This is a genomic window from Pseudomonas sp. GL_090, from assembly GCF_057837765.1.
The window spans coordinates 489,842-511,070 of the sequence record NZ_CM174452.1; the positions used below are offsets into that span (position 1 = coordinate 489,842).

The 21,229-nt window shown below is 61.0% G+C and carries 15 protein-coding genes and 1 pseudogene; 15 read left to right on the forward strand and 1 reads right to left on the reverse strand.

From position 1 onward, the window contains the following. Nucleotides 1-2 precede the first annotated feature (2 nt). The gene (aceE, locus tag AC3ITA_RS02175) at nt 3-2,648 is read right to left on the reverse strand and encodes a pyruvate dehydrogenase (acetyl-transferring), homodimeric type (RefSeq protein WP_095943218.1); all 2,646 of its coding nucleotides are present in this window, start codon (nt 2,646-2,648) and stop codon (nt 3-5) included. Nucleotides 2,649-3,031: 383 nt separating this feature from the next. On the opposite strand from aceE, the gene glnE reads away from it, so the two are divergent. The 15 genes and pseudogenes from glnE (at nt 3,032) to AC3ITA_RS02250 (ending at nt 21,226) form a co-directional block, all read left to right on the forward strand. After that, nucleotides 3,032-5,971, forward strand: a complete 2,940-nt coding sequence (glnE, locus tag AC3ITA_RS02180; protein WP_489279291.1) for a bifunctional [glutamate--ammonia ligase]-adenylyl-L-tyrosine phosphorylase/[glutamate--ammonia-ligase] adenylyltransferase — start codon at nt 3,032-3,034, stop codon at nt 5,969-5,971. A gap of 316 nt (nt 5,972-6,287) precedes the next feature. Beyond that, nucleotides 6,288-7,322, forward strand: coding sequence for a lipopolysaccharide heptosyltransferase II (gene waaF / locus AC3ITA_RS02185; protein ID WP_414927896.1), 1,035 nt, complete (start codon nt 6,288-6,290; stop codon nt 7,320-7,322). Between the two features lies 1 nt (nt 7,323). Beyond that, the gene (gene waaC, locus AC3ITA_RS02190) at nt 7,324-8,385 is read left to right on the forward strand and encodes a lipopolysaccharide heptosyltransferase I (RefSeq protein ID WP_095943215.1); all 1,062 of its coding nucleotides are present in this window, start codon (nt 7,324-7,326) and stop codon (nt 8,383-8,385) included. Then, entirely contained in the window at nt 8,385-9,506 is a 1,122-nt protein-coding gene (locus tag AC3ITA_RS02195; protein WP_095943214.1) for a glycosyltransferase family 4 protein, read from the forward strand. Before waaC ends, AC3ITA_RS02195 begins: the two co-directional genes overlap by 1 nt. Then, on the forward strand, nt 9,507-10,313 hold the full coding sequence (gene rfaP / locus AC3ITA_RS02200) for a lipopolysaccharide core heptose(I) kinase RfaP (protein WP_095943213.1): 807 nt from the start codon (nt 9,507-9,509) through the stop codon (nt 10,311-10,313). Further along, the gene (locus tag AC3ITA_RS02205) at nt 10,313-11,047 is read left to right on the forward strand and encodes a lipopolysaccharide kinase InaA family protein (protein WP_489279293.1); all 735 of its coding nucleotides are present in this window, start codon (nt 10,313-10,315) and stop codon (nt 11,045-11,047) included. The genes rfaP and AC3ITA_RS02205 overlap by 1 nt, the downstream gene beginning before the upstream one ends. After that, the gene (locus tag AC3ITA_RS02210) at nt 11,044-11,796 is read left to right on the forward strand and encodes a lipopolysaccharide kinase InaA family protein (protein ID WP_095943211.1); all 753 of its coding nucleotides are present in this window, start codon (nt 11,044-11,046) and stop codon (nt 11,794-11,796) included. Before AC3ITA_RS02205 ends, AC3ITA_RS02210 begins: the two co-directional genes overlap by 4 nt. Then, on the forward strand, nt 11,796-13,247 hold the full coding sequence (locus AC3ITA_RS02215; RefSeq protein ID WP_489279295.1) for a lipopolysaccharide kinase InaA family protein: 1,452 nt from the start codon (nt 11,796-11,798) through the stop codon (nt 13,245-13,247). The genes AC3ITA_RS02210 and AC3ITA_RS02215 overlap by 1 nt, the downstream gene beginning before the upstream one ends. Nucleotides 13,248-13,474: 227 nt before the next feature. Then, nucleotides 13,475-13,810, forward strand: a complete 336-nt coding sequence (locus tag AC3ITA_RS02220; RefSeq protein ID WP_095943261.1) for a YceK/YidQ family lipoprotein — start codon at nt 13,475-13,477, stop codon at nt 13,808-13,810. A 166-nt stretch (nt 13,811-13,976) separates the two neighbouring features. Continuing rightward, the gene (locus AC3ITA_RS02225; RefSeq protein WP_095943209.1) at nt 13,977-15,734 is read left to right on the forward strand and encodes a carbamoyltransferase family protein; all 1,758 of its coding nucleotides are present in this window, start codon (nt 13,977-13,979) and stop codon (nt 15,732-15,734) included. Beyond that, nucleotides 15,718-16,848 (forward strand): glycosyltransferase, encoded by a 1,131-nt coding sequence (locus tag AC3ITA_RS02230; RefSeq protein WP_150672365.1) that lies wholly within the window; start codon nt 15,718-15,720, stop codon nt 16,846-16,848. The genes AC3ITA_RS02225 and AC3ITA_RS02230 overlap by 17 nt, the downstream gene beginning before the upstream one ends. Then, nucleotides 16,848-17,744 carry an antimicrobial resistance protein Mig-14 gene (locus tag AC3ITA_RS02235; protein ID WP_095943207.1) on the forward strand — a complete coding sequence of 299 codons (897 nt, stop codon included), beginning with the start codon at nt 16,848-16,850 and terminating at the stop codon, nt 17,742-17,744. The genes AC3ITA_RS02230 and AC3ITA_RS02235 overlap by 1 nt, the downstream gene beginning before the upstream one ends. 8 nt (nt 17,745-17,752) lie before the next feature. After that, nucleotides 17,753-19,194, forward strand: a pseudogene (locus AC3ITA_RS02240) (PIG-L family deacetylase). Beyond that, complete coding sequence (locus AC3ITA_RS02245) at nt 19,191-20,345, forward strand: glycosyltransferase family 4 protein (RefSeq protein ID WP_489279297.1); 1,155 nt, start codon at nt 19,191-19,193, stop codon at nt 20,343-20,345. Before AC3ITA_RS02240 ends, AC3ITA_RS02245 begins: the two are co-directional and overlap by 4 nt. Next, nucleotides 20,342-21,226, forward strand: coding sequence for a glycosyltransferase (locus AC3ITA_RS02250; protein WP_095943205.1), 885 nt, complete (start codon nt 20,342-20,344; stop codon nt 21,224-21,226). Before AC3ITA_RS02245 ends, AC3ITA_RS02250 begins: the two co-directional genes overlap by 4 nt. Nucleotides 21,227-21,229 lie beyond the last annotated feature (3 nt).

Here is a 21,229-nt window from a genome sequence, read left to right on the forward strand (position 1 = left end):
CCTCAGCAGTCCAGTGGGTTGCGTTTTTCCGGGTTGATACCGAACTTGGCGATGGCCTCGGCCACCACTTTAGGTTCGATGTCGCCACGGTCAGCCAGTGCTTCCAGGGCTGCCAACACCACGAAATGACGGTCGACTTCGAAGAAATGACGCAGTTTCTTGCGGCTGTCGCTGCGGCCGAAACCGTCGGTGCCCAGGACTTTGAATTCCTTGGACGGTACCCACTGACGGATCTGCTCGGCGAACAGTTTCATGTAGTCGGTAGAGGCGATGACCGGACCTTTGCGGCCGTTCAGGCACTCTTCGACGTAGCTCAGCTTAGGCTTCTGGCCAGGGTGCAGACGGTTGGTGCGCTCAACGGCCAGGCCGTCGCGACGCAGTTCGTTGAAGCTGGTAACGCTCCACACGTCGGCGCCGACGTTGAACTCTTCGCGCAGGATCTTCGCTGCTTCACGGACTTCACGCAGGATGGTGCCGGAGCCCATCAGCTGAACGTGGTGCGCCGCTTCGCGGTTGTCTTCTTCGAGCAGGTACATGCCTTTCTTGATGCCTTCTTCGGCACCGGCCGGCATGGCTGGCTGCTGGTACGACTCGTTCATCACGGTGATGTAGTAGAAGACGTCCTGTTGCTCTTCGGTCATCTTCTTCATGCCGTCCTGAATGATCACCGCCAGCTCGTAGCCGTAGGTTGGATCGTAGGTGCGGCAGTTCGGGATGGTCGCGGCCAGCAGGTGGCTGTGACCGTCTTCGTGTTGCAGGCCTTCACCGTTCAGGGTGGTACGGCCGGCGGTGCCGCCGATCAGGAAGCCACGGGTGCGGCTGTCGCCAGCGGCCCAGGCCAGGTCGCCGATACGCTGGAAGCCGAACATCGAGTAGAAGATGTAGAACGGCAGCATCGGCTGGTTGTGGCTGGAGTACGAAGTACCGGCAGCGATGAAGGAGCTCATGGCGCCCGCTTCGTTGATGCCTTCTTCGAGGATCTGGCCCTTCTGGTCTTCCTTGTAGAACATCACCTGGTCTTTATCGACTGGCTCGTAGAGCTGGCCGACGGAGGAGTAGATGCCCAGTTGGCGGAACATGCCTTCCATACCGAAGGTACGGGCTTCGTCCGGGATGATCGGCACGATGCGCGGACCGATTTCCTTGTCCTTGACCAGTTGCGCGAGGATCCGCACGAAGGCCATGGTGGTGGAGATTTCGCGGTCGCCCGAGCCGTCCAGGATCGCCTTGAGGGTGTCCAGTGGCGGAGTCGGGATGTTGAAGCTCTTGGCGCGACGCTGAGGTACGAAGCCGCCCAGTGCGGTACGACGTTCGCTCAGGTAACGGGCTTCGGCGCTGCCTGCTTCCGGTTTGAAGAATGGCAGGTTTTCCAGCTCGTCGTCCTTGACCGGGATGTCGAAGCGGTCGCGGAACAACTTCAGGCTTTCGACATCGACCTTCTTGGTGTTGTGCGCAGTGTTCTTCGCTTCGCCGGCACCGGTGCCATAACCCTTGATGGTCTTGGCCAGGATGACGGTCGGTTGTTCTTTGTGGTTGACCGCTTCGTGGTACGCCGCGTAGACCTTGTACGGGTCGTGGCCACCACGGTTGAGCTTCCAGATCTCGTCGTCGGACAGGTCTTCGACCATCGCCTTGAGTTCTGGCGTGTTGAAGAAGTGTTCGCGAACGAACGCGCCGTCTTTGGCTTTGTAGTTCTGGTACTCGCCGTCGATGACTTCATCCATGCGGCGTTGCAGGATGCCGTCGACGTCCTTGGCCAGCAGTGGGTCCCAGAAACGGCCCCAGATGACTTTGGTCACGTTCCACTGAGCACCGCGGAACACGCCTTCGAGTTCCTGGATGATCTTGCCGTTGCCGCGAACCGGGCCGTCGAGGCGCTGCAGGTTGCAGTTGATGACGAAGATCAGGTTGTCCAGCTTTTCGCGGCCGGCCAGGGAGATAGCGCCCAGGGATTCCGGCTCGTCGCACTCGCCGTCGCCCAGGAAGCACCAGACTTTCTGTTTGCCTGGCTGGATGAAGCCGCGGTGTTCCAGGTACTTCATGAAGCGTGCCTGGTAGATCGCCTGGATCGGGCCCAGACCCATGGATACGGTCGGGAACTGCCAGAAGTCAGGCATCAGCCAAGGGTGCGGGTAGGACGACAGGCCCTGACCGTCGACTTCCTGGCGGAAGTTGTTCATCTGGTCTTCGGTGATGCGGCCTTCCATGAATGCGCGGGCGTAAACGCCTGGCGAGGTGTGGCCCTGGAAGTAGATCAGGTCGCCGCCGTGTTCTTCGGTCGGGGCCTGGAAGAAGTAGTTGAAGCCGATGTCATACAGGGTCGCACTGGAAGCGAAGCTGGAGATGTGACCGCCGAGGTCGGAATCCTTCAGGTTCGTACGCATTACCATGGCCATCGCGTTCCAGCGTACCAGCGAGCGAATGCGGCGTTCCATGAACAGGTCGCCAGGCATGCGTGCTTCGTGGGTTACCGGGATGGTGTTGCGGTAAGGCGTGGTGATGGCGTAAGGCAACTGCGAACCGCTGCGGGTCGCCAGTTCACCCATACGGGTCATCAGATAGTGAGCACGGTCTTCGCCTTCTTTGTCGAGAACCGATTCCAGGGCGTCCAGCCATTCCTGGGTTTCGACGGGATCGAGGTCTTGCATGGCTTGCTCCAGGGCGGAAAGGCTACCAGAATCGGTTGCCTGAGTTAGCGACTGGCCTTGTGGGCAGACGTTATGAATTCTTGGATTGCCGACAGGTTGTTCCGGCGGCGTGTAGTTTTACTACAAATCTTCCGGCATTTCAGCCCGGCTAATGTATATACGAGTAGTAAAACTACAGAAGAGCGGCTTGTGGCCCCCGGCTGCGTTGTGAGAATAATCGTTAAGGTTGGTCTTTTTCCAACTACAAAAGGTAAAAGCTTGATGCTGGCTGCCAAAATTAAAGAAATTTCAGCTATTTCTAACTTTTGTTCGACACTCCCTCAGGTAGTGGGTTTTCGAAAACCACTACATGCAGTCCGTTGTACGCCGATCAAGGATAGACCATGAGCCTCCCTTCGCTTGCTGAACTGCCCGCCATTCTCCTGCCGTTTGTCACCCGCGCCGAGCAGTCGTTCCGGGCTGCCGTCGCTGCCTTGGACGATGACCACGGTCTGTCTGCCTGGACGCCGGAGCGCTGGGCGCAATTTGCCCGCGTCACCGCCGCCAGCGATTTCGTGATTGAACAGTGTGTTCGTGACCCTTTGATGTTGCTGGGGCTGGTGCAGTCCGGCGAACTGGACCGCCGCTTCGCCCCCGGTGAGTTATGCGGGCAGATCGCGGCGGCCGTGAGCGTGGCCGAGACCGACGATCAGCTTGGCCGCGCCTTGCGTCGCCAGCGAGCCCGCCATCAGGTGCGGATCATCTGGCGCGACCTGACCCGCCAGGCCGATTTGATCCAGACCTGCCGCGACCTTTCGGACATGGCCGATGCCAGCATCGATCAGGCCTATCAATGGTTGTACCTGCGCCATTGCCAGCAGTTCGGCGTGCCGACCGGGCGGCGCAGCGGCGAGCCGCAGCAGATGGTCGTTCTCGGCATGGGCAAGCTCGGCGCCGTGGAGCTGAACCTGTCGTCGGACATCGACCTGATTTTCGCCTATCCCGAGGGTGGTGAAACCGTCGGCGTCAAACGCCCGCTGGATAATCAGGAGTTCTTCATTCGTCTGGGCCAGCGACTGATCAAGGCCCTGGACCCGATGACCGTCGACGGCTTCGTATTCCGCGTCGACATGCGCTTGCGTCCTTACGGTTCGGCGGGCGCACTGGTGCTGAGCTTCAACGCGCTGGAGCAGTATTACCAGGACCAGGGTCGCGACTGGGAACGCTACGCGATGATCAAGTCGCGGGTGGTGGCCGGCGATCAGGTCGCCGGCGCGCAGCTGCAAGAGATGCTGCGCCCGTTCGTTTACCGGCGTTACCTGGATTTTTCCGCCATCGAAGCGCTGCGCACCATGAAGCAGCTGATCCAGCAGGAAGTGCGGCGCAAGGGCATGGCCGATAACATCAAGCTCGGCTCCGGCGGTATTCGTGAAGTCGAGTTCATTGCCCAGGCATTCCAGCTGATCCATGGCGGCCGTGATCTGAGCTTGCAGCAGCGCCCACTATTAAAGGTGCTGAGCACGCTGGAAGGTCAGGGTTATCTGCCGCCGGCCGTGATCAGCGAAATGCGTGAAGGTTACGAATTCCTGCGTTACACCGAACACGCGATTCAGGCGATTGCCGATCGCCAGACGCAAATGTTGCCCGATGGCGAGCAGGATCAGGCGCGCATTGCCTTTATGCTGGGTTTCGCCAACTGGACGGCGTTCCACGAACAGCTGATGTATTGGCGCGGCCGTATTGCCTGGCACTTCGGGCAGGTGATCGCCGATCCCGATGAAGAGCTGGGCGCCGAAAGCGAAGTGGTGGTCGGCGGTGAGTGGTTGCCGCTGTGGGAAGAGGCCCAGGACGATGAGGCCGCCTGCCGCCAACTGGAAGAGGGCGGTTTCAAGGATGCCCCAGAGGCCTTGAGAGCCCTGGCCGGTTTGCGCGGCAGTCCACAATTGAGGGCGATGCAGCGTCTGGGGCGCGAACGTCTCGATGCTTTTATTCCGCGATTGCTGGCACAGGCCGTGGAGCATGACAATCCGGACCTGGTGTTGGAACGAGTGCTGCCACTGGTCGAAGCCGTGGCCCGTCGTTCGGCGTACCTGGTGCTGTTGACCGAGAACCCCAGTGCGTTGCGGCGATTGCTGACGCTGTGCGCGGCGAGCCCGTGGATCGCCGAGCAAATTACCCGTTTTCCGCTGCTGCTCGACGAATTGCTCAATGAAGGCCGACTGTTCAAGCCGCCACTGGCGCCAGAACTGGCCGCCGAATTGCGCGAGCGTCTGACACGGATTCCCGAGGACGACCTCGAGCAGCAAATGGAAGCCCTGCGCCATTTCAAGCTGGCGCACCGCTTGCGGGTAGCCGCCTCGGAAATCGCCGGCAGCCTGCCGCTGATGAAAGTCAGCGATTACCTGACCTGGCTCGCCGAGGCGATCCTGGAACAAGTGCTGGCGCTGACCTGGAGGCAAACGGTGGCCAAGTACGGCACACCGCTGCGCACCGATGGCACCTTGTGCGATCCCGGCTTCATCATTGTCGGTTATGGAAAAGTCGGCGGCCTGGAACTCGGGCATGGTTCGGACCTGGACCTGGTGTTCATCCACGACGGCGATCCGCAGGCTGAAACCGATGGCGTCAAACCCATCGACGGCGCGCAATTTTTCACCCGGCTGGGGCAGCGGATCATTCACTTGCTGACGGCGCAGACCAACTCCGGGCAGCTGTATGAAGTGGACATGCGCCTGCGGCCTTCCGGTGCGTCGGGCTTGCTGGTGAGTTCCCTGGGGGCGTTTGCCCGTTATCAGGAGAACGAAGCCTGGACCTGGGAGCACCAGGCGCTGGTGCGGGCGCGGGTGTTGGTGGGCAGTCAGGATGTCGGCCAGGCCTTCGAGAAAGTCCGTGCTGCGATATTGGGCAAGACGCGTGACCTGCCAACCCTGCGCCAGGAGGTCAGCGAGATGCGCGCCAAGATGCGCGATAACCTGGGCAGCAAGAGCACCGCGGCCGGCACCGGGGCAAATGCCTTCGAAGCTACGGCGCCGTTCGATATCAAGCAGGACGCCGGAGGTATCGTCGATATTGAATTTATGGTGCAATACGCGGCCCTGGCGTGGTCCGAAACACACCCGCCATTGCTGCGCTGGACGGACAACATCCGCATTCTGGAAGAGCTTGAGCATGAAGGGCTGATGCCCGTCGAAGATGCCAGCCTGTTGCGTGAAGCGTATAAAGCGTACCGTTCCGCCGCCCACCGGCAGGCCTTGCAGAAGGACCCGGGGGTGATTCCGGGCGACCAGTTCGCGGACGAACGGCGGCAGGTCATGCGGATCTGGCGTGAGCTGGGGCTAAGCTGAAACGGGATATTTGATACGCCGATATCCCCTGTAGGAGCGAGCTTGCTCGCGATGAACTTGAGAGCGCAGCGGGGTGCCAGACTTGCCGCGTTATCGTTAACGACCATCGCGAGCAAGCTCGCTCCCACAGTAGATCTGCAGTGTCATGCGGATCGAGGTACACCAATACCCAATGTGGGAGCGAGCTTGCTCGCGATAGCGGAGTGACAGTCGACAGCAATGTTGAAGGTGATGACCCATCGCAAGCCACCGTGCTCCTGCAGAGATTTTCGAGGCGGGGAGGCGTAGGCCTCCCCGGTTCGTTTATGGAAACCACATGAAAATTCTGATCGTTGGGCCCAGTTGGGTCGGTGACATGGTGATGGCGCAGACACTTTTCCAGTGTCTGAAACAACGCCACCCGCAATGCGAAATCGACGTGCTGGCCCCCGAGTGGAGCCGGCCGATTCTTGAGCGCATGCCCGAAGTTCGTCAGGCCTTGAGCTTTCCGCTCGGTCACGGTGTCCTGGAGCTGGCAACGCGTCGGCGCATCGGCAAATCCCTGGCCGGCCAGTACGACCAGGCGATCCTGTTGCCCAATTCCCTGAAGTCGGCGCTGGTGCCGTTCTTTGCCGGCATCCCGAAACGCACCGGCTGGCGCGGCGAATTGCGCTATGGCCTGCTCAATGATGTGCGCACGCTGGACAAGGATCGTTACCCGTTGATGATCGAGCGCTTCATGGCCCTGGCGTTCGAGCCGGGCGTTGAACTGCCAAAACCCTATCCGCGCCCGACGCTGCAGATCGACCCGGTTACCCGCGAAGCGGCATTGGCCAAATTCGGCCTGACCCTCGACCGCCCGGTGTTGGCCCTGTGCCCCGGCGCCGAGTTCGGCGAGTCCAAACGCTGGCCGTCCGAGCATTACGCCAAGGTGGCCGAAGCGAAGATCCGCGAGGGCTGGCAAGTCTGGCTGTTCGGTTCGAAAAACGATCACGCCGTGGGCGAAGACATCCGCGCGCGGCTGATTCCCGGCCTGCGTGAGGAGTCAGTGAACCTCAGCGGCGGCACCTCGCTGGCCGAAGCCATCGACCTGATGTCCTGCGCCGATGCGGTAGTGTCCAACGACTCCGGCCTGATGCACGTCGCCGCCGCGCTGAACCGCCCGCTGGTCGCCGTCTACGGTTCGACATCGCCGGGGTTCACGCCACCGCTGGCCGAGCACGTCGAAGTCGTTCGCCTGGGTATCGAATGCAGCCCATGCTTCGACCGCACCTGCCGTTTCGGCCATTACAATTGCCTGCGCCAGCTCATGCCGCAGGCTGTGAACGAAGCCTTGCAGCGGTTGCAAGGCACTGTGGTCGAGGTCAAATAACTTGCGGGTTCTGTTGATCAAGACTTCTTCGTTGGGCGATGTCATTCACGCGTTGCCGGCGTTGACCGACGCGGCGCGGGCGATTCCCGGCATCAAATTCGACTGGGTGGTGGAAGAAGGCTTTGCCGAGATCCCGACCTGGCATCCGGCGGTGGGCAAGGTGATTCCGGTGGCGATCCGTCGCTGGCGCAAAAACATCTGGCAGACCATCAAGAGCGGTGAGTGGAAGCGCTTCAAGCAAAGTGTTCGCGCCACGAATTATGACTTGGTGATCGATGCCCAGGGCTTGCTGAAAAGCGCCTGGCTGACCCGTTACGTCAAGGCCCCGGTGGCCGGCCTTGATAAAAGCTCGGCGCGTGAGCCCATCGCTGCGCGCTTTTACGATCGACGCCTGGCCGTTGCCCGCGGGCAGCATGCGGTGGAGCGAGTGCGTCAGTTGTTCGCCATCGCGTTGGGCTATGACTTGCCCAAAGGCCTGGGTGACTACGGCCTGAATATCGAGCGTCTGGTGGAATTGCCGCGCAAGAATCCGTACGTGGTGTTTCTGCATGGCACCACCTGGGACACCAAGCACTGGCCCGAAGCGTACTGGCGCGAACTGACCGAGCGAGTCGGCTACCTGGGCGTCGGGGTGAAGCTGCCGTGGGGCAATGCGCAGGAGAAAGCCCGGGCCGAGCGCATCGCTGCCGGTTTCAAACACGCCGAAGTGTTGCCCAAGCTGAACCTGGCCGGTGTCGGCAAGGTGTTGGCGGGTGCACAAGCCTGCGTGGCGGTGGACACCGGCCTCGGCCATCTGGCCGCCGCGCTGGATGTACCGACGCTGTCGCTGTTCGGCCCGACCAATCCGGGCCTGACCGGCGCCTATGGCAAAGTGCAGATTCACTTGGCCAGCGACTTCCCTTGTGCGCCGTGCCTGCAAAAGAAATGCACTTATCAACCGACGGCTGAAGATGCCCGTCAATTTGACCTCAAACGCGAGTGGCCGTTGTGCTTCACGCGTCTGAATCCCGAGCGTGTCGCCAGCCGACTGAGCACGTTGTTAATGGCTGAGGAGCTGCGCTGATGCAATTGGCATTTGTCTTGTACAAGTATTTTCCGTTTGGCGGCTTGCAGCGCGATTTCATGCGAATCGCCCTGGAGTGTCAGAAGCGCGGCCATCAGATTCGCGTCTACACGCTGATCTGGGAAGGCGACGTACCGCCGGGTTTCGAAGTGCTGGTGGCGCCGGTCAAGGCGTTCTTCAACCATCGGCGCAACGAAAAGCTCAGCGAATGGATGGAGGCGGACCTGGCCAAGCGCCCGGTGGATCGCCTGATCGGTTTCAACAAGATGCCGGGCCTGGACGTCTACTACGCCGCTGACGGCTGTTTCGAAGACAAGGCGCAGAACCTGCGTAACTCGCTGTATCGCCGTTGGGGCCGCTATCGCCACTTCGCCGAATACGAGCGGGCGGTGTTCGCCAAAGAGGCGAAGACCGAAGTACTGATGATTTCCGAGGTCCAGCAGCCGCTGTTCATCAAGCATTACGACACGCCGCTGGAGCGCTTTCACCTGCTGCCGCCGGGCATCGCCCAGGATCGTCGCCGGCCGGTGGATGCCGATGACATTCGCGCCGGGTTCCGCGCTGAATTCAATCTCAAGGACGACGAACTGCTGCTGGTGCAGATCGGCTCCGGGTTCAAGACCAAGGGCGTCGATCGCAGCCTCAAGGCGTTGGCGGCATTGCCCGCTGATCTCAAGAAGCGCACCCGGCTGTTTGTAATTGGCCAGGATGACCCCAAGTTATTCCAGATGCAGAGTGCGACATTGGGGCTGGGCGATAACGTCACCTTCCTCAAGGGCCGCAGCGATATCCCGCGTTTCCTGTTGGGTGCCGATCTGTTGATCCACCCGGCGTACAACGAAAATACCGGGACGGTTTTGCTCGAAGCCCTGGTGGCCGGCCTGCCGGTGCTGGTGAGTGCGGTGTGCGGTTATGCCCATTACATCGCCGAGGCCGATGCGGGCCTGGTGCTGGACGAACCGTTCGATCAGGCACAACTGACGCAGTACCTGACCGGCATGTTGAACGACGCTCAAGCAAGGGCGGCCTGGAGCCGCAATGGTCTGGCCTTCGCCGAAACGGCCGACCTCTACAGCATGCCGCAGCACGCGGCCGATGTGATTCTGGCGGAGCACGCTTAAATGAAGTTGATGCTGGCTGAACCGTTCAAGAGCCTCTGGGCTGGACGCGACCCGTTCGCCGAAGTCGAGGGACTCAAGGGCGAGGTGTACCGCGAGCTGGAAGCGCGCCGGACATTACGCACGGAAGTCGACGGCAACGGGTTCTTCGTGAAAATCCACCGTGGCATTGGCTGGGCCGAAATCTTCAAGAACCTGCTCACGGCCAAGCTTCCTGTACTGGGGGCCGGCCAGGAGTGGAAGGCCATTCAACGCCTCCAGGAAGTCGGCGTGCCGACCATGACCGCCGTCGCGTATGGCGAAAAGGGCAGCAACCCGGCCGACCAGCACTCCTTCATCGTTACAGAAGAGCTGGCGCCGACGGTCAGCCTGGAAGACTTCAGTATCAACTGGGTCAAGCAGCCGCCCGAGCCAAAACTCAAGCGCGCGCTGATCGCCGAAGTCGCACGCATGACCGGCATGATGCACCGTGCCGGGGTCAACCACCGCGACTGCTACATCTGCCATTTCCTGCTGCACACCGACAAGCCGGTGACTGCCGACGACTTCAAACTCTCGGTGATTGACCTGCACCGCGCCCAGACCCGTCCGGCGATCACCTCGCGCTGGCGCAACAAGGACCTGGCCGCGCTGTACTTTTCCGCGCTGGACATCGGCCTGACCCGTCGCGACAAGTTGCGTTTCCTCAAAGGCTATTTCCAGCAGCCGCTACGCCTGATACTGAGCGAAGAAGCCGGGTTGCTGAGCTGGCTCGACGGCAAGGCCAACAAGCTCTACGAGCGTAAACAGCGATACGGGGATGCGCTCTGATGTCGGGTTGGAAACTGGATCCGGCCTACAGCGAGCTGGCCGATGACTTTGGCAGCCTCGAGGCTGTGTTTGCGCTGCAAGGCGAACGTTTGACCAGTGACGTGCTCTCGGAGGTCATCCGTGTCGAGCGCAATGGCGTCAACTATTACGTAAAGCGGTATGTGGGCGCTGGTAAAGGCTTGCGGCGTTACCTGGGCAAGCCTCGGGTGAAGATGGAATGGCAGAACCTCAAGCGGTTCGCCAAGTGGGGCATCCCCACTGCGCAAGTGGTGGCCTGGGGGCTGGAGCGGCGCGGTGCGGCCTACGCTCGCGGCGCGATGATTACCCGGGAACTGCCGCGCACCGAAGACTTGTCGGCACTGGCCGAGCGCCGCGACCCGAAGCTGTCGGATCGCGCCTGGGTCGATACCGTCAGTCGCCAGCTGGCCCAATACACCCGGACCATGCACGACCACCACTTCACCCATAATGATTTGAAGTGGCGCAACCTGCTGATCGACGATGAGGCTCGAGTGTTTCTGATCGATTGCCCCAACGGCGATTTCTGGCGCGGTTTCTGGCTCAAGTACCGTATTACCAAAGATCTGGCGTGCCTGGACAAGGTCGCCAAGTATCAATTGTCGGCTACCCAGCGCCTGCGCTTTTACCTGCAATACCGCAACCGGACCCGGCTCAACGCCGCGGACAAAAAACGCATCCGGCACGTGGTTAGATTTTTCGAGGGACGCGAATGACTGATTTTCTGGCCGCTGAAGACCGAGCGCTGCTTGAGCGCCATGGCCTCGGCACGTTCGAGGCGCTCTGGGCCAAACAGCTCGATGCGGTGGACGAACCCAACACCGGTCGCGGCGGCTGGAGCAGCGTGTTTCGGCTGGATCTGGAAGGTCATGGTTTCTACCTCAAGCGTCAAAGCAACTACCTGACCCGCACCTTGCGTGCCCCGTTCGGCGAGCCGAGTTTCGCTCGCGAGTTTCGCAACATCTCCCGTTACCGGAAGATGGGTATTCCGGCGCTCGAAGCGGTGTTCTACGGCGAGCGCAAGGTCGATGGCGAAGTCCGCGCGATCCTGATGACCCGTGCCCTGGACGGTTGGGACGACCTCGATTCGCTGCTGCAGCGCTGGGCTCAATTGAGCCCTGAGCAGCACACGGAAATCCTCAAGGCCAGTGGCGAACTGGCCCGGCAGCTGCACGCTGCACGCCAGGTGCATGGGTGCTTTTATCCCAAGCACATTTTCATGCGCGCCACCGGCAACGGCTATCAGGCTCAATTGATCGACCTGGAAAAGACCCGGCCGCTGCTGTACGGGCAGCGTGACCGAGTCAAGGATCTGGAACCGCTGACGCGCCGCGCGCCCGAGTGGGGCGAGTCGCAGCTGCGGCAATTGCTGGCCGCCTATCTGGACCAACCGCAGGACAGCTCGCTGATCGACAGCTGGCTGCAGCGTTTGACCACGCGGCGCAGCCAGAAGGGGCCGCGCTGATGCGTTTATCCGAATTGAAGTCCGCCGGCCGCAGCCCGGCCTTGCCGCTGAGCGTTTCGCTGGCCGACGCCGCCGGCCCTGCCGAGCTGCAACTGCTGAGCCTGTTGCGGGTGTTGCCGGGGCAGCGTTATGTCGGTGCCGGCGTCTGGCGCGGCCGGCCGGTGTTGGCCAAGTTGCTGGTCGGCAGCAAGGCTGCGCGGCACTTCCAGCGTGAGCTCGATGGCGTGCGTTTGCTTGCCGCTCAAGGATTGACCACGCCGCAGCTGTTGGCCGATGGCCTGAAAGAAGGCGAGGGCGGTTGGCTGTTGTTCGAGTTTTTGGAGGGTGCCGAAAGCCTGGGTGATACCTGGAAGCAGGTTGAGCAGCAACCGGTACTGTCCGATGGGCAAGGGGCAGTGCTGGCCGAGGCGTTAGGGGCGATCGGCCAGATGCACCGCAAAGGTCTGTGGCAGGAGGACCTGCACCTGGACAACCTGCTGCGTCAGCGTGGTCGTCTGTACTTGATCGACGGCGCCGGGATTTGCTCCGAAACGCCGGGGCAGCCGCTGTCCCGGCAGAAGGTCCTGGAAAACCTCGGGGTGTTCTTCGCCCAGTTGCCGAAGTCTATTGAGCCCTTCATTGAAGAATTGCTGGTGTATTACCTGCTGAGCAACGGCGAACACGCCTTGCCCATGGAAGCGTTGCAGAAGCAGATCGACAAGGTCCGCAGCTGGCGCCTCAAGGATTTCCTGATCAAGATCGGCCGCGAGTGCACGCTGTTCAGTGTCCAGCGCGACGCCTTCGGATTGCGGGCGATTCGCCGCGAGGAAGTGCCGTCGATGGTGCCTGTGCTGGAGCAGGCCGATGCCTTGCTCGATCAGGGGCATCTGTACAAGACCGGCGGTGCGGCGAGCGTCGGCAAGGTCGAGGTGAATGGCCGCACGCTGGTGATCAAGCGCTACAACATCAAGGGTTTTGCCCACTGGCTCAAGCGTTTCTGGCGCCCGAGCCGGGCCTGGCATTCCTGGCGCGAAGGCAACCGGCTGGCATTCCTCGGGATTGCCACGCCCAAGCCGCTGGCGGTGCTGGAAAAGCGTTTCCTGTGGCTGCGAAGCCGGGCCTACCTGATCACCGAGTACCTGTCGGGTCCGGACATCATCGAGCGTTTTGCACCGTATGTTGAAAACGGCGACGCACCGGAAACCGAGCTGCTGGCACTGGATCACCTGTTCGCCGAGTTGATTCGCCTGCGCATCAGTCATGGCGACTTCAAGGGGCATAACCTGTTCTGGCAGCAGGATCGCTGGGCGTTGATCGACCTCGATTCGATGTGCCAGCACGGCTCTCTCGGCAGCTTCGCCCCAGCGTATGCCAGGGATCGCGCACGGTTCATGCGCAATTGGCCTGAAGGTAGTGCCCTTTATCAGGTCATTGATCAGCGGTTGCCCAAAGACATCTCCAGCGCTGCTTAAACCGCTATCGCGAGCAAGCTCGCTCCCACAGGGATTGGTGGTGAACACAAAACTTGTGAGCACTTTGGTCCAAATGTGGGAGCGAGCCTGCTCGCGAAGAGGCCCGCAAGGCCACTCAGAAAAGCAGACAAGTTCTTGTGAACCGTCCTACGCGTTCTTGGGAAGTCATGACCTGTAGCCCAAATCACCCCGATGCTAGTTTGCCTGACGTTCTCGGAGGGCAGGCTTTGACGATCAAAATGGCAGTTTCAGCGGGTGTTTTATCAGTGTCGCTAACGGGCTGCGGGACCGCCGCCACCGTCTTGCAGGATGAAGCCGAAGCCGCGCAGGGGCTGCGCAGGCAAAAGACCTATTGCCAATCCATTCCCCGGGTCTACAGCGGCCTGGCCTACGACTTCTGTGTATTGAATGCACCACCAGACCCTACGGGCATCCTTGTACCGCTTGTATTGGTGGACCTGGCCCTGTCTGGCGCGCTGGACACCGTTGTCTTGCCGTACACGATTTACCGGCAAAGCGTGGACGGCAATATTTCCATCTATTGGCGACCTGCGCGCGGATAAAAAATAACGCGAGGCCCCGGCCGCAGTTGCATGCCGCTTGCGGCTAGAGGTTTGCCGCTGCTTTTACGCTATAATCCCGCCCTTTAGCTGTCTCTCGCCCCTTGCGAGGGCACATTAATTTTTGAGGCGCTTGCGCCTGCATGCAGACTAAAGAGGCTAGACCCCTGTGGCATTGACGATTCTTGGCCTGTCCGGCGCCCTTAGCCATGATCCTTCCGCAGCCCTGTATATCGACGGCAAGCTGGTCGCGGCGGCTGAAGAGGAACGCTTCGTACGCGATAAACATGCAAAGAACCGCATGCCTTACGAATCGGCGAAATTCTGCCTGGAACAGGCCGGTATCAAACCGTCCGACGTTGACGTGGTGGCGATTCCATTCGCACCGATCAGCCTGTTCGGCAAGGCCCGCTGGCAGTACGCCAAGCGTTACTGGTACGCCCCGGACCGCGCCCTCGACGCGATCCTGATGGGCAACCGTCGCTACAAGCGCTATCGCAACAAGATCGTCTGGTGCCTGGAACAACTGGGTTTTGATCCGAAGAAGATCAAGATCGAGCCGGTCGAACACCACCTGGCCCACGCCTCCAGCGCTTATCACTGCTCCGGTTTCAAAGAAAAAACCGCGATCCTGGGCATCGACGGCAAGGGCGAGTACGCCACGACCTTCTTCGGTTATGGCGAAAACGGCAAGATCCACAAGATCAAGGAATTCTTCGATCCGGACTCCCTCGGCGGCCTGTACGGCGCGATCACCGAGTTCCTCGGTTTCGATATGCTCGACGGTGAGTTCAAGGTCATGGGCATGGCGCCGTACGGCGACGCCAGCAAATACGATTTCTCGCGCCTGGCTTCGTTCGAGAACGGCGAGCTGGTGATCAACACCGACTACGCCAACGTCATCGGCCTGCGTCGCTACAAAGAGAAGGGCAAGGGTTACTACTTCTCGCCGAAGCTGATCGAGTGGCTGGGTCCAAAGCGCGAAGGCGATATCGCTGATGAGCCTTACATTCACTACGCTGCCAGCATTCAAGCGCTGTTCGAAAAAATTGCGCTGCAGATGATCGACTACTATCTGGGCGACGTGCTCAAGCAAACCGGCAAACTGGCCTATGCCGGTGGCTGTGCGTTGAACGTCAAGCTGAACCAGAAAATCATCGCCCGCGACGACGTCAAAGAGCTGTTCGTACAGCCTGCATCCGGTGATGCCGGCACCGCAGTCGGCGCGGCGGCCTATGTGTCCCACGCCCGTGGCGTACCGGTCGAGAAGATGGAACACGTCTACCTCGGCCCGTCGTACAGCAACGAAGACGTGATTGCCGCATGCGCCCGTCACGAGAACAAGCCGACCTGGCGCAAGCTCGACAACATGCCGGAGCAGATCGCCAGGATCATGGTCGATGGCAACCCGGTCGCCTGGTTCCAGGGGCGCATGGAGTTCGGTCCGCGTGCACTGGGCGGTCGTTCGATCATCGGTTGCCCGAGCATTCCCGGCGTGGCCGACCGCATCAACCACCAGATCAAATTCCGCGAGCGCTGGAGGCCTTTCTGCCCGTCGATGCTCGACACCGTGGCGCCGCAGATGATCAAGATCGATCACCCGGCTCCGTTCATGACCTTCACCTTCGAAGTGGCGGAAGAATGGAAAACCCGCGTGCCGGAAGTCGTCCACGAGGACGGCACCTCTCGCGCCCAGGTGCTCAAGCGCGAATACAACCCGCGTTACTACGACATGATGAAAGCGCTGGAAGTGCTCACCGGCAACGGCGTGTCGCTCAACACCTCGCTCAACCGTCGTGGCGAGCCGATGATCTGCTCGCCGACCGACGCTCTGAACATGTTCTTCGGTTCGGATCTACAGTATCTGATCATGGAAGACATCCTGGTGGTCAAAGAGGGCGCAAACGCCTATGACACGTTCGGCTGAACGCCATGTGCTGCAGTTCTGCCACGGCTATGACGGGCCGTTCCTGGACTGCGCACGGCAGTACGCCAGCCTGTTCGCGGGGACCGGTTATCGCGTGACCACGGTGTTTCTCACCGGGGTTGCCGATGCCGAAGTCGCCGCGGGCTGCGCCTCCGACGAAGTGCTGTTCATGGAGTACAGCTCCAAGGCCATTCGTGGTCTGAAGCTGGGTGCCATCGGCGATCTGCGCAAGATCGCCGCGTCGCGCAACTTCAGTTTCTGCATCGCCCATCGCTTCAAGCCGATCTATATCGCCTTGCTCGGCACGTCGTTGCCGGTCATTGGCGTGCATCACGCTTTTGACGATTACAAGCGTGGCAGCCGTAAACTGTTCGCGCATGTTTTCCGCAAGCGTTTGAGTCTGCTCGGTGTGTCCGACGCCGTGCGCGACGACATGCGCCAATGCCTGCCGAAGTGGCCGGCTTCGCGGATCCAGACCTTGTACAACCGTATCGATGTGGACGCCTTGCAGGCGACCCAGGTGTCGGCTCGCGAGGCCCGGGAAACCCTCGGTTTGGCGGCGGATGCCTGGATCGTCGGCAACGTCGGGCGGCTGCATCCGGACAAGGACCAGGCCACGCTGCTGCAGGGTTTCGCCGAGGCATTGCCGGGCTTGCCCGCCAACAGCCAGCTGGTGATTCTCGGCAAGGGGCGCCTGGAGGAAAACCTCAAGGCCCAGGCCCGGGAGCTGGGCATCGGTGACCGGGTTCTGTTCCTCGGTCAGGTGCCGGATGCGCGTAACTACTTCCGTGCCTTCGATGTGTTCGCACTGAGTTCCGATCACGAACCGTTCGGCATGGTGCTGCTGGAGGCCATGGCCGCTGGCGTACCCTTGCTGGCCACGGCGTGCGGCGGAGCGAAAGAGGTGGTGGAAGGCGTGGGCATCCTGTTCCCGTTGGGCGATGCCGAGCGTCTGGCCCAGGGGCTGCAACATCTGGCCGGCATGGATGATCAGCAACGCCGGCAGTGTGCCGAGTTGATGCTCGAGCGCTTGCGCGAACGCTTCTCCGATCGCGCGGTGCGCGATGCTTTCTGGCATTTGCCGCACGTTACCGAACTGGCACAGAGGGGCTGATGCTCAACCGATTTCAAGGCTGGCGCGAGCGTGGCTGGGCGGTCGTCGACGCCTCGACTTACGCCGAAACCTGGCAGCGTTATGGCGGCAGCGTCGCGACTCATCCAATTGTGGTCGAGCGGCTGGCGCAACTGGCTGACATTCCGGTGCGTTACCTGGCTTGGGTGCAGGGCGATGAGGTCAAGGCGGCGATCCCGACCTGGGGCCGCGACCTGGCCTTGTCCAAGGACGTGCTCAAGCGTCGCGGCAAGAAAGGTCTGTTCGACCTGGGCAACGCCGAGATCATCCTGCCGGCCGCTGCCGATACCCAGGCGCCTTTGCGCCATCGCGCGCGTTATCTGTCGGCGCTGAACGAAGGCCGTTTCGCTGGCATCAAGTTGCAAGCCGAACAGCTGGCCATGGCCCGCACGCCCGAAGAACTGTCGAAAAAATTCCGCTATAACCAGCGCCGCGAATTGCGCCTGCTGGAAGAGGCCGGTGGCGTGGTGCGGCCGGTGTCCGAATTTTCCAGCGCTGAGCTGGCGGCGATTTACTGCGACCTGTTCCAGCGCCGCTGGGGTTTCCCGGCGACGGGTGCCGAGCGCATGGCCGACGTCATCGAATTGCTGCGTGAGTTGCTGATCGGCTCGGTGATTTTTCTCAACGATGCGCCAATTGCGATTCAACTGGTGTACCGCGTCGAAACCCCGCAGTGGATCAGCGTCGAGTACATCAACGGCGGAGTCGATCCCGAGACTCGTGAGTTCAGCCCTGGCAGTGTGCTGAGTTTCCTCAATACGCAAAGCGCCTGGGAGCATGCCCGGGCGCAGGATAAACCGTTGCGCTTTTCCTTCGGTCGCGCCGACCGTGAATACAAGGATCGCTGGTGCAACCCCGTGCCGGTCTTTACCGTATGAGCCAAGCCATGAGTCGCAAACAGCTACTGCTCAAGCGCCATCGGCGCAACAAACGTATCGGTCTGTTGATTGCGCTGGTGCTGTTGATCGTCATCGGTGTGCTGGTGGCCTGGTGGTTGCCGCTGGTGCTGGCGGTTCTGGGCTGGATGGCCCACGAGGCCTGGTTTGCCGACCATCTGTTCTACTCACCGAAAGACGATTACCAGTACAGCTTTCCCCCCTACACGCCCCAGCCCAAGGTGCACCTGAACGGTGAACAGTTGCGGCTGGACGAGGGCGTGATGCTGGTCGACGACGCGACGCTGGTGCTGGCCCTGCGGGTAAAAAGCACCTGGCTGGGTCGTTTTTTCGATCCGGTGGTCGAGTTGGCGGGGGGCGAAAACCCGGACCGACAAACCTTCGAACGGGGTGTAAACGGCCTGCGTTACCTCAATCTCAGTGGTCAGGCTCAGGCGCTGTCCCGTGGTGACCTGCGCTTGCGCGGGCGTTTCTGTCGCGTGTTCGGTGAGCCTGTGCTGTGGGCGCTGGAACATCCGGATTACCGGCGTCAGCGGGTCATGGTCATCGCGCCCCACGCCGATGACGCCGAGCTGGCGGCCTACGGTTTGTACAGCCAGGCCGACGAAACCTGGGTTGTCACGCTGACGGCGGGCGAAATCGAAGCCGAACATTATCAGCAGATGGGCCTGAACAAGGCCGATGCGGCTCGCTTGAAAGGCCGCCTGCGCACCTGGGACAGCATCGCCGTGCCACGTTGGGCCGGTGTACCCGAGGCCCACTGCGTACAGCTGGGTTATTTCTGCCTGCAACTGGCGAGCATGCAGGCCGCGCCAGCGGTGGCGGCGGGATCGCGGGAAGCTGACCTGAACGATACCCGCCTGTTCCGTCAGTTGAATCCTTTCACGCTGCCCGGCGATGCCGATGGCGCGCCGACCTGGAACAACCTGCTGGCGGATCTGCGAGAGTTGCTGTTGCGGGCCGCCCCGAGGTCATCGTTTTGCCGCATCCGACCCTCGATCCGCATCCCGATCATATCTGCGCCCAAGTGGCAGTCCTCGAAGCCTTGCAAGGCCTGGACTGGCAGCCGACCACGCTATTGGGCTATGCCAACCACCTGCACGACAACGACCGCTGGCCGATGGGCGATACCGGTGATGGCATCGCCTTGCCACCGGCCTTCGATCCGGCCCAACCGATGCAGCCTTATTGCCTGCCCTTGCCGCTGGAGCAACAGCGCGACAAGGCCATGGCATTGGGCATGATGCACGACCTGCAGCCGGCGATGCCGTTCAAGCGTCGCTTGCGTCGGTTGATCCAACGCTTGTTGGCCGGCCGGTTGTCGCCTACCTATGGCCAGAACGAGTTCTTTCGCAAGGCAGTCCGGCGCCACGAGCTTTTGTGGTCCATCAAGCACACACCAGGCAATGTTTCTCAGCGGGGAGAGTTATGAGTCAGCGGTCAAAGGTCCTGCAACTGCAGCCTGACTACAACGTCAAAGCCCATGATTTCGCCGACCTCGCGGAGCAAATCGTCAAGGCCCTGCCCAGTGATCGCTATGAGGTGACCGCTGCGTTTCTGCGCGGCAAGCCCGGGCCGGGGGAAGCAGTGAGCCGGGCCGACCGTTCGGTGTACTTCGAGTTTTCCGACAAGTCCCTCAAGGGCATGCGCCTGCGGGCCATGTGGCAGTTGTACAAGTTCTGCCGTCGGGAAAAATTCGATGTGGTGATCTGCAACCGCTTCAAGCCAGTGAACATGATGCTGACGCTCAACCGCTGGTTGAAAGTGCCGTTGTGCATCGGCATTTCCCACGGATTTGGCGAGTACGACCGTTTTTACCGACGCCGCCAGACCCAGCGCCTGATCGATCGTCACTGGCGTTTCGTCGGCGTGTCGCCTGCGGTGAAACAGTATCTGCTGGACTGTGACTGCGGCTTCACCGACCAGAATACCTATGCCATCACCAATGCCATCGACATCGAGCAAGCCGAAGGTCTGCAACACAGTCGTGAAAAGGCCCGTGAACTGTTGGGCATCGATCCCTCGGTGCGGCTGATCGGTGCGTTGGGGCGACTGGTGCCGGTCAAGGGTCATATCTATTTGCTGCAGGCCTTTGCCGCGCTCAAGGACAAATACCCCAATACCCAACTGGCGATCATCGGTGCCGGCCGCGAAGAGTTGCGCCTGGCGGCGGAAATCGACCGCCTCGGCCTCAGTGGCCGCGCCCATTTGCTGGGGTTCAAGGAAATTGCCCTGCAGTACATTCGCGCTTTCGATATCTGGACCATGCCCTCCCTGGCCGAAGGCCTGGGGCTGGCGCTGCTTGAAGGCATGAGCGGGCATTTGCCGGTGATTGCCTCGAACGTGCCGGCCATGTTGCCGCTCATCGAAGGCGCCGGTGGCCTGGCGATTACGCCGAAGGATGTGCCGACGCTGCAGGCGGCGCTGGACACTTACCTGGGGCTGTCAGATGACGAGCTCAAGGCCAGGGGCGAGCAGGCTTTCCGTTATCTGCAACAGCACCATGACATTGAAGAGTTCCGTCGCGAATACCTCAATCTGATCGACTCCGGCCTGGAACAGGCCCGCAAGGAACAGCCATGAACGACGCGCAGCCCATCGTCACGGTCATTATCGCGTCGTACAACCACGCTCCTTACATCGAGGAAAGCATTCTCAGCGTCCTCAACCAGACCTATCGGAACATCGAGTTGTTGGTGGTCGACGATGGCTCGAAGGATGACAGTGTCGAGCGGATCAAGGCGTTGCAGGCCGTCCATGGTTTCGACTTCCGGGTCCAGGAAAACCAGGGGCTGACCAACACCCTCAACGGTGCGATTGCCCGGGCAAAGGGCAGCCTGATCGTGCCGTTCGGTTCGGATGACATCATGCTGCCGGAGCGAATCGCCGCCCAGGTCGCGCATATGGACGGCAAACCCGAGGTCGGCATTTGCGCCGGTAACATCGAACTGATCGATGCCGACGGCAATCTCTACCCCGAGAAGCGCCAGCGCCGGGATGTGCCGTTCCGTCGTCTGGACTTCGATGATATGTTCCTGGAGCGCAAGCCCTATCCTCCGGCACCCACCCTGATGATCCGCCGCGAAGCGCTGGAGAAGGTGGGCGGTTTCGACCCGACCATTCGCCTGGAAGACTTGTTGATCGAGTTGAAGGTGACCCACGCCGGTTACTTCATCGATGGTCTGAATATGTTGATGGCGCGCTATCGCAAGCACGCCACCAACTCCTACAAGAACCACCGCTTCATGATCGACAGCATCCTGCGCACTTACGCGCTCTTCAGCGATCACCCGCTGTATGACGAGGTGCGCTACAAGTTTCTCAATTCCATGTTCCTCAAGACTGCCAACCGTGACCGCAAACTGGCGCGGGAGTTGCTGGCGCAGATTCCGCTCAAGGCCTGGAACAAGAAAACCTGGCGTGGGTTGGGCCGTATGCTCTTCTCACGGCTGGAGAAAGGCTGAGCC